The sequence below is a fragment of the Arthrobacter sp. Y3225116 genome (assembly GCF_059091245.1).
In genome coordinates this window covers 1-8,191 of the sequence record NZ_JBNHGL010000131.1, presented here as the reverse complement: position 1 = coordinate 8,191, position 8,191 = coordinate 1, and the positions used below count along the sequence as shown (strand labels likewise).

Here is an 8,191-nt window from a genome sequence, read left to right as displayed (position 1 = left end):
AGGATCAGTCCTAGCGCGAAGGTGGTCTGGCCCCAGAGATCCATGCGGCGGCTGGACTGCCTCTCGGATTCCTGAGCCCTCAGCAGTGTCAGCAGCACGGGGAATCCGCCGTCGTGCCCGCCCAAAGTGAAGTTTTGAACGCGCCGCGTTAGGCTTGCCAAAGGACCGCAACGGCGCGGTTGGGACCCACCTATCGGAGGCGTTTTACATGTCGACTGGATCCAGCATGGCGGATCTGTCCAGCTCAGCTACCGGCGATGAGGAATTCATCGCTAAATACTACGAGCACCTGGCCGCGGAGGATGCCGCGAGCTACAGTCCGGATGTGCTCCGCGCCCGCGCGCTGGCGCACCGGGAGCTGGCGGTTCACCGCCCTCCGGCCCAGCCCGTGATCGAAATCCGGGACGAAGCCGAGGCCAGCGTCGTCATGATCGTCACCGATGACATGCCGTTCCTGGTCGATTCGGTCACCGCGGAGCTGCTGCGTCACGGCATTGCCATCCGGATGATCACGCACCCCACCTTTGTGGCCACCCGGGCCCGGGACAGCCACGAGCTCGCCGGCGTGGAACAGGTGCCGGCCGCCGCCGGAGTCTCCAGCGGCGACACGGCGGCACTGCCGCAGCTGGGATCCTTCGAGACCGGCGGCGACCAGGTCCTGCGGATCGAATCCTGGATGGCCGTGGAGACCGGACGGATCGAGCCGGACAAGGCCGCCGAGCTGATGGCCGGCCTCAAGAGCGTCCTGGCGGATGTCCGGGCCTCGGTCGAGGACTGGCCGGCCATGCGCCGGCAGGTGCGGCAGGTTGCCGCGTCGCTGGATTCGGTCGTGGGCGCGGAGGAGATTCCCGACCTGCAGGAGGCCAAGGAGCTGCTGGAGTGGCTCGACGACGGCAATTTCACCTTCCTGGGCTACCGCGAATACGATCTCGTCACCCAGAACGGGGAAGACGTGCTCCTGGTCCGGGAGGACAGCGGCCTGGGCATGATGCGCCACATCGGCGACACGAAGCGGGTCCAGCACCTCACCGAAGAGGGCCGCGCCCGCGCCCGGGAAAAACGCGCGCTGGTGATTACCAAGGCGAACTCGCGGTCCACGGTGCACCGCGCGGCATACCTGGACTACATCGGCGTGAAGAGCTTCGACGCGCAGGGCAACGTCGACGGCGAGCGCCGCTTTATCGGCCTCTTCGCCACCAGCGCCTACAACCGCTCGGTGAAGAGCGTCCCGATTGCCCGGGAAAAGGTCGCGGCGGTGCTGCAGCACAGCGGCTTCCCGGCCGATTCGCACTCCGGCAAGGACCTGCTGTCGATCCTCGAAACGTACCCGCGGGACGAGTTGTTCCAGATGGACGTCGAGGAGCTGGCCGCGACCGCGATGGGCATCCTCCGGCTGCAGGAGCGGCGCCGGACCCGGCTGTTCCTGCGCACCGACGCCTACGGCAGGTTCGTGTCGGCCCTGGTGTTCCTGCCGCGCGACCGCTACACGACCGCCGTCCGGCTGCGGATCGAGCAGGAGCTGCGCAACACCTTCGACCCGCAGAGCATCGACTACGAGGCGCGGATGTCCGAATCCGCGCTGGCCCGGCTGTTCTTCCGCATCCGGCTCAAGCGTGCCTCCACGGTGCCGAAGGTCGACACGGCCGACCTCGAGCGCCGGCTTGCCCAGGCGTCCCGGTCCTGGTCGGAGGGCATCGAAGAGGTGCTGCGCGCCAATTTCGACGGCGAGGAGGCTGCCCGGCTCTCGGCGAACTGGAAGGACGCGTTCCCGCCCAGCTACCGGGTGGACTACGAGGTGGAAGACGCGCTCGAGGACATCGCCCGTTTCCGCAACTACGAGGGAGGCGAACCCGGCGCCGCCCCCGTGCTGCACGTCTACGTTCCCGAGGACAGCGCCGACGTCCTGGCCGCCGACGCCCGGCTGAAGCTGTACCTGCCGGAGGCCCGGTCGCTGAGCAACATCATGCCCGTGCTGCAGAACACCGGGCTGGAGGTGCTGGACGAGCGCCCGTTCGAGATCAATACGGCGGACGGCGAAGACTACTTCCTGTACGACTTCGGCCTCCGGTACCCGGCGGGCGTCGACCCGCTCGCCACCGGCGAGCTGCTCGAGGAAGCCTTCGGCGCTGCCGTCACCGGACGCAGCGAGTCGGACGGCTTCGACCGGCTGGTCCTGGCCGAGGGCATCGGCTGGCGCCAGGTTGCGGTGCTGCGCGCCTACACCCGCTACCTGCGCCAGCTGGGCAACCTGGTCTCCTACGCCTTCGTCTCCGACACGCTGCTGGCCAACCCGGCCGTGGCCCGCGCCCTGCTGGCGGTCTTCAACGCCAGCTTCGATCCGGACCTGGAAGGCGACCGCGAGGCGGCGGTCGAGGCCGCCCGTTCCGAGCTCGCGGCGGGACTCGAAGCCGTGCCCACCCTGGACGCCGACCGGGTGCTGCGCTCGCTGGCCAACCTGATCGACGCGACGCTTCGCACCAACTACTTCCAGGACAAGCCCTACTTCAGTTTCAAACTCAGCCCGTCGCGGATCGAGGGTGCACCGTTCCCGCGGCCAAAATACGAAATCTGGGTCTACTCGCCGCGGGTCGAAGGCGTCCACCTTCGCTTCGGCGACGTGGCCCGCGGCGGACTGCGCTGGTCCGACCGGCGGGAGGACTTCCGCACCGAAATCCTGGGACTGGTCAAGGCGCAGACCGTCAAGAACGCGGTCATCGTGCCCACCGGCGCCAAGGGCGGCTTCTTCGCCAAACGGCTGCCCGACCCCGCCGTGGACCGCGCGGCCTGGATGGCGGAGGGGCAGGAAAGCTACCGCACCTTCATCCGCGGCCTGCTGGACATCACCGACAACCTGGTCCGGACCGCAACCGGCCAGGACGTGGTGCCGCCCGAGCGGGTGGTCCGGCTGGACGGCGACGACACCTACCTGGTCGTCGCCGCGGACAAGGGGACCGCAAGCTTCTCCGACATCGCCAACGACATCTCGCTGGAATACGGCCACTGGCTCGGCGACGCCTTCGCGTCCGGAGGCTCGGTCGGCTACGACCACAAGGCAATGGGCATTACCGCCCGCGGCGCGTGGGAGTCGGTCAAGCGGCACTTCAGCGAACTCGGCGTCGACACCCAGACCGAGGACTTCACCGTCGTCGGCGTCGGGGACATGAGCGGCGACGTCTTCGGGAACGGGATGCTGCTTTCCGAGCACATCCGGCTGGTCGCGGCCTTCGACCACCGGCATATTTTCCTGGACCCGGATCCCGACGCCGCTGCCTCCTTCCAGGAGCGCCGGCGCCTGTTCGAGCTGCCCCGGTCCTCCTGGGCCGACTATGACGAGAAACTGATCAGCGCCGGCGGCGGGGTCTACCCGCGGTCGGTGAAGTCGATCCCCTTGTCCGGGCAGGTGCGGGAAGTTCTCGGCCTCGATCCGCAAATCACGAGCATGAGTCCGCCCGAACTGCTGCAGGCCATCCTGAAGGCGCCGGTGGACCTGCTGTACAACGGCGGCATCGGCACCTATGTGAAGGCGTCGACCGAGTCGAATGCCGAAGTCGGCGACAAGGGCAATGACGCCATCCGCGTCAACGGCGCCGACCTGCGGGTCAAGGTGATCGGCGAAGGCGGCAACCTGGGGATGACTCAGCGCGGCCGGATCGAAGCCGCCGGCAAGGGGATCATCCTCAACACCGATGCCATCGACAACTCTGCCGGCGTGGACTGCTCCGACTACGAGGTCAACATCAAGATCCTCGTGGACCAGATGGTCGCCGCCGGGAAACTGCCGGTAGCGGAGCGTGCCGACCTGCTGCAGTCGATGACCGAGGACGTCGGACGCCTGGTCATCCAAGACAACATCGACCAGAACGTCCTGCTGCTCAACGACCGCCAGCGGATCATCGAGTGGAGCCCGAGCTTCGAACGCCTGATGGACTGGCTGGAAAGCCACGCCGAACTGGACCGGCAACTCGAAGCGCTGCCGTCCACCGAGGAGCTGCACGAACGGATCGCGGCCGGCCAGGGCCTGACCTCTCCGGAGCTGGCCGTGCTGGCGGCGTACGCGAAGATCGAGCTGACCCATGCGCTGACCGAGAGCAACCTGGCCGACGATCCGTACTTCGACGGAGTGCTGCGCGGTTATTTCCCGCACCAGCTGGTCGAGCGGTTCGGCGACGATATGGCGGGCCACCCGCTGCGCCGGGAAATCATCGCCACCGTCGTTGCCAACGACATGATCAACATGGGCGGGATCACCTTCGCCTTCCGGGTCATGGAGGAAACGTCCGTCTCCGAGGCGGACGTGGCGCGGGCGTTCGTGGCGCTGCGCGAGATCTACGAATTCGACAAGCTCGTGGAAGCGCTGAACGCCTTGCCGGCCAGCTTCCCGACGGATTTGTGGTGCACGGTGCATCTGGACATGCGCCGCCTGCTGGACCGGGCGGTGCGCTGGTACATCAACCATGTCGACAGCGGAACACCGGTCGCAGACGGCGTCGCGATGTTCAAGCCGCAAATGGATCCGTTGCGGAACAACCTGGCCCAGTACCTGCGCGGCGACGACCTGGACCGCGTGCACGAGTGGCTGGAAACCGCCGAAGAACGCGGGCTGCCGGCGGGAATCGCCCGGCAGTGGGCCGAGCAGTTCGAGAGCTTCGGGTTGCTCGACGTCGCCCGCACCGCCGGGCAGATCGACGAACCGGTCGAGTCCGTCGCACGCGTCTACTACGCGGTCTACGACCGGTTCGACGTCGACAACCTGCTCGAGCGGATCACGGCGCTGCCACGGGAGGACCGCTGGCAGTCGCTCGCCCGGGCCGCCATGCGCGACGACCTGTACACGACGGTCACGGACATCACCGTGGCGGTCATGCAAAGCACCCCGGCAGGGGAGCAGGCCGAGGCCAGGCTCGACGAGTGGGAGCGGGCCAACGCGGAGAACATCAAGCGCACCCGGGACATGTTCGAGGAAGTGAACAAGCTCGAGCAGGACGACATGGCGTCGCTGTCCGTGGCACTGCGACTGATGCGCTCGACTGTGCGGCGATAGCTTGGCGATCTTCACCGATCCCATCCGCGACTACGCGGACTTTCGTCCGGGTGACGCGGAGTGGCTCCACCTGCTGGTCGGCGACTGGCAGCTGATCGCCGACCTGGCGTTCGCCGACCTGGTCCTGTGGTTCCCGACGCCGGACGGGAGCTACGTGGCGCTGGCGCATGTGCGCCCGTCGACGACGCACACGGTGTTCCACCGGGACTTTGTGGGGGAGCGGATCCGGGCGGACCTGAAGCCGCTGGTGGACCAGGCACGCCGGTCGCAGGCGATCGAACGCTCGTCGGAGGCCGACTGGACCACCGAGATGGCCATGCGGGTCGAGGCGGTGCCCATGGTCCGCAACGGCCGGACGCTGGCCATCGTGACATCGCACATGGACCTGTCCAGCTCCCGGATGCCGTCGCGGCTGGAACTGACCTACCGGCAGTGCGCCTACGACCTCCTGAAAATGGGAACGCTGGGACTGTGGCCGGACTTCGCCTCGCCGACCGGGTCGCGCCGCGGCGCGCCCCGGGTCGGCGACGGGCTGATCAGGCTGGACGCCGACGGGGTGGTGGAATACGCCAGCCCCAACGGGGTTTCGGCTTTCCGGCGCCTCGGCGACGTCGAGTCCCTGGAGGGCCGCTCACTGGCCGAGGTGACGACGGCGCTGCTCAAGGACCGGCGGATGGTCGACGAGACCCTGCCGCTGGTGGTTACCGGGCGCATGCCCTGGCGCACGGAGATTGAATCCCGCGGCGTCTCGCTCTCGCTGCGGGCCATACCGCTGAGGAACGAGCGGGAGCGTTTCGGCGCCCTGGTGCTGTGCCGGGACGTCTCCGAGCTGCGCCGGCGGGAGATGGAGCTGGTGTCGAAGGACGCCACGATCCGGGAGATCCACCACCGCGTGAAGAACAACCTCCAGACGGTCGCGGCGCTGCTGCGCATGCAGTCGCGCCGGATGGTCAGCGACGAGGCAAAGCAGGGGCTTGAACAGGCCATGCGCCGCGTCGCCTCGATCGCGCTGGTGCACGAAACTCTGTCCCAGGGCTTGGCGCAGAACGTGGACTTCGACGAACTGATCGGGCGACAGTTCCGGCTCTCGGCGGAAGTAGCCTCGCCCACGCAGGCCGTCCGCACGGAGCGCAGCGGCGAGTTCGGGGAACTGCCCAGCGAGTTCGCCACACCGCTGGCGCTGGTGATCAATGAACTGGTCACGAACGCCGTCGAGCACGGGCTGGCCGGGCGGCACGGCACCGTCCGGTTGACTGCCCGGCGGAGCCGGCGGGGCGACGACGAAGTGCTGACCGTCTCGGTCGAGGACGACGGCGTGGGCCTGCCCGAGGAACCGCGGCGGGAGGGCCTGGGCCTGCAGATTGTCCGCACCCTCGTCACCAGCGAACTCGGCGGCCGGATCCAATGGACCCCGCGCGACGGCGGGGGAACGTGTGTGCGGATCGACCTGGTGCTCAATACCAAGGGGGCCCGCTGAGCGCGGGCGGGTCTGCCTACGCGAGAGGCCGCTGCCGAATCCGGCAGCGGCCGCTCGCCACACTGGGGGTGTCGGGTCAGGAGGCCCGGCGGGCCCGGGCGGCGCGGCGCTTCAGCGCCCGGCGCTCGTCCTCGCTCATGCCTCCCCACACGCCGGCGTCCTGGCCGGACTCGATGGCCCACTGCAGGCAGGTATCAATCACCGGGCAGCGCCGGCAGACGCTCTTGGCCTCTTCGATCTGCAGGAGTGCCGGCCCGGTGTTCCCCACGGGGAAAAACAGTTCCGGGTCCTTGTCCAGGCATGCCGCGCGGCTACGCCAATCCATGCTGATCACATACTCCTTTAAATGGTGTCCGGTGGTTTTTGTGAAAACATTCACGAACAGACTCATAGAAAAGGGAGCCCGACCGGCCCCCTCTGCGCTTCGCCATCAAGCGTTTCATGTTAAATCCGCGTAAACAAGAGGTCATGCGGACTTAACCGGCCGTAATACCTGAGTCATTCGTCACAGGGTGATATGGTTCGGCTCCAAGTGGGAGCCGGTGCCCGGCTATCTGGAGCCGTTAATCCGACTATCTAAGGTAGGGTGCGAGTGTGTCAATGCCTGCACCCTCATCCTTCCCTGCCGTTCGTCCGATCGCCATCAAAATCGTCGCGGCGGCAGTGGTCCTGGAAGCACTGGTGCTCTTGGGCGGAGCCGCCCTGTACGCCTACGGGCTGGCCACCCAGACCCCGATCTCGCTGGCCAGCAGCGTCTTCCTGCTGGTCCTGATGCTGGTCTTCGGCCTCTGGCTGCTGGTCGTCGGGCATTACCTGTTCCGCGGGTACCGCTGGACCCGCGCTGCTGCCCTGGTGTGGCAGATCTTCGTGGTCGTCGTGGCCATCTCCATGATCCAAGGCGGCCAGCTGCTGCTGGGCCCGGTCCTGTTGTTGGCGGCCGCAGCCTCCTTCGTCCTGCTGCTGACCAAGCCCGTGACGGATTTCCTGGTCAAGGGCTCCGCACCCCGCGCCCTGTAGCCACCGCCACCTGCAGCGGGACGGCCCGGCCGGCCTCGATCCGGTAGCCGCGTCCCGGCGGTCTCCACCCGTCGTCGAGCCGCACACCGAAGAAGTCCGCATCCGCGCCCGCCCGCGGCGCCAGGACCAAGCCGCGCCCGCGTGTCCTGGCCTGCAGGGCCAGCGGAACCTGCTGCGGCAGCAGCGGACCGGGGTGCGCGGCCACCACGGCCGAGGCTCCGGCGGCGATCAGGGCCGCGACGGCACCGTGGGCACGCACGCCCAGGTCCTCCGCGTCGTCGACCAGCAGGACGGCGCCGCGGCCGACGGCCGCGCGGCCGGCCCAAAAGTCGTCGGCGTCTCTGCCCTGCGGCGGTGCGAAACAGGGCCTCAGTCCCTCCAGCGCCTGTTGCAGCACGACCATCAGGTTGGTCTTCCCGCTGCCGTCGGGGCCCAGCACCAGGTACACCTCGCCGGCGGCCAGCGGCAGCGTGGAGGGCTCAAGCTCGTCGCCCTCCACACCGATCACCGGAAGCCCGCGGGCCGCGCGCGGCAGCGTGGCCGCGGAAACCGTCAGCGGCAGCGCTTCCACCCGGAAGGGGCGGGCGCGGGCCGCGGCCGGCGGCGGGCAGCCCGCCGGATCGGTGGCCAGCTGGCAGACCCCGCCGTCGCCGCCG

General features: G+C 68.3%; 4 protein-coding genes and 1 pseudogene. 3 read left to right on the top strand and 2 right to left on the bottom strand.

Going from position 1 to position 8,191, the window contains the following annotated elements:
• The first annotated feature begins 208 nt into the window (after positions 1-208).
• The gene (locus AC5RV2_RS11980) at positions 209-5,041 is read left to right on the top strand and encodes an NAD-glutamate dehydrogenase (protein WP_494092510.1); all 4,833 of its coding nucleotides are present in this window, start codon (positions 209-211) and stop codon (positions 5,039-5,041) included.
• A gap of 1 nt (position 5,042) precedes the next feature.
• Positions 5,043-6,518, top strand: coding sequence for a sensor histidine kinase (locus AC5RV2_RS11975; RefSeq protein ID WP_494092509.1), 1,476 nt, complete (start codon positions 5,043-5,045; stop codon positions 6,516-6,518).
• A 76-nt stretch (positions 6,519-6,594) separates the two neighbouring features.
• Here the strand turns inward: AC5RV2_RS11975 and AC5RV2_RS11970 are convergent, their stop codons facing one another.
• On the bottom strand, positions 6,595-6,843 hold the full coding sequence (locus AC5RV2_RS11970; protein ID WP_086994524.1) for a WhiB family transcriptional regulator: 249 nt from the start codon (positions 6,841-6,843) through the stop codon (positions 6,595-6,597).
• 275 nt (positions 6,844-7,118) lie between these two features.
• Here AC5RV2_RS11970 and AC5RV2_RS11965 point away from each other — a divergent pair, with 275 nt between their 5' ends.
• Positions 7,119-7,535 (top strand): hypothetical protein, encoded by a 417-nt coding sequence (locus AC5RV2_RS11965; RefSeq protein WP_494092511.1) that lies wholly within the window; start codon positions 7,119-7,121, stop codon positions 7,533-7,535.
• Here AC5RV2_RS11965 and AC5RV2_RS11960 read toward each other — a convergent pair.
• Positions 7,507-8,191: pseudogene (locus AC5RV2_RS11960) on the bottom strand (hypothetical protein); the annotation flags it as partial. The gene AC5RV2_RS11965 and the pseudogene AC5RV2_RS11960 sit on opposite strands and share 29 nt — an antisense overlap.

Coding starts and splice junctions, on each gene's coding strand:
- AC5RV2_RS11980 (WP_494092510.1), top strand. CDS start 209: ATGTCGACTGGATCCAGCATGGCGGATCTGTCCAGCTCAGCTACCGGC.
- AC5RV2_RS11970 (WP_086994524.1), bottom strand. CDS start 6,843: ATGGATTGGCGTAGCCGCGCGGCATGCCTGGACAAGGACCCGGAACTG.
- AC5RV2_RS11965 (WP_494092511.1), top strand. CDS start 7,119: ATGCCTGCACCCTCATCCTTCCCTGCCGTTCGTCCGATCGCCATCAAA.